At 64.7% G+C, this 1,151-nt stretch carries 2 protein-coding genes; both read left to right on the forward strand.

Annotation, left to right across the window (positions count from 1 at the left end; translation table 11 throughout):
- Positions 1–310: RraA family protein (locus H8F21_RS29265; RefSeq protein WP_459565143.1), on the forward strand; the 310-nt coding region annotated here is incomplete at its 5' end.
- Positions 307–1,151: 4-oxalomesaconate tautomerase (locus H8F21_RS29270; protein WP_203585840.1), on the forward strand; the 845-nt coding region annotated here is incomplete at its 3' end. The genes H8F21_RS29265 and H8F21_RS29270, both read left to right, overlap by 4 nt.

Consider the following 1,151-nt stretch of genomic DNA (forward strand, 5'->3'; position numbering starts at 1 on the left):
GGTGTGGTCCCAGGCGGTCAGCGCCCAAGGCACGATCAGGGAGACCCTTGGCTCGGTGAACGTGCCGCTGGTGTGCGGCGGCCAGTTGGTCTACCCCGGCGACGTGGTGGTGGCCGATGACGATGGCGTGGTCATCGTGCGCCGTACCGAGGTGCCGCAGGTGGTCGAGGCCAGCCGTGCACGCGCCGACCTGGAAGAGCAAAAGGCCGTGCGCCTGGCCAACGGCGAGCTCGGCCTGGACATCTACACCATGCGCGGGCGCCTGGAGGAGAAAGGCTTGCGCTACATCGACAGCCTTGACGACCTATGAGCCAGAGCCGCATTCCCTGCCTGCTGATGCGCGGTGGCACGTCCAAGGGCGCGTATTTTTTGGCCAGTGATTTGCCTGAACAGCCTGCGCTGCGTGACCGCCTATTGCTGGCGGCCATGGGCTCACCGGATGCGCGGCAGATCGACGGCATTGGTGGGGGTGACTCGCTGACCAGCAAGGTCGCGATCATCCAACCGTCCACCCGCGCCGGGGCAGATGTGGACTACCTGTTTGCCCAAGTACTGGTGGACGAACCCCGTGTCGATTATGGCCAGAACTGCGGGAATATCCTCGCCGGTGTCGGCCCGTTTGCCATCGAGCGTGGCCTGGTGGCGGTGACCGGGGCGCTTACGGCGGTGCGAATCTACATGGAAAACACCGGGCAGATCGCGGTGGCCCATGTACCCACCGCCAACGGCGCAGTGCGCTACGACGGTGAGGCACGTATCGACGGCGTGCCGGGGTGTGCCGCGCCACTGATTGTCGAGTTTGAAGACATCGCCGGCTCCAGTTGTGGCGCGCTGCTGCCGACCGGCAATGCGTTGGACGTGATCGACGGTATCGAAGTGACCTGCATCGACAACGGCATGCCGGTGGTGTTGCTGCGCGCTGAAGACCTGGGTCGCAACGGCGATGAAAGCCCCGCCGAACTGGAGGCAAACACCCCGCTCAAAGCGCGCCTGGAGTCGATCCGCCTGCAAGCCGGCCCACTGATGAACCTGGGGAACGTGGCCCAGCGCAACGTGCCGAAAATATGCCTGATCGCGCCGGCACAGAAGGGCGGCGCGCTGAGTACCCGTAGCTTTATCCCCCATCGTTGTCACACCAGTATTGGCGTGTT

Origin of the sequence: Pseudomonas arcuscaelestis (genome assembly GCF_016881005.1) — a bacterium.
Taxonomy (GTDB): domain Bacteria; phylum Pseudomonadota; class Gammaproteobacteria; order Pseudomonadales; family Pseudomonadaceae; genus Aquipseudomonas; species Aquipseudomonas arcuscaelestis.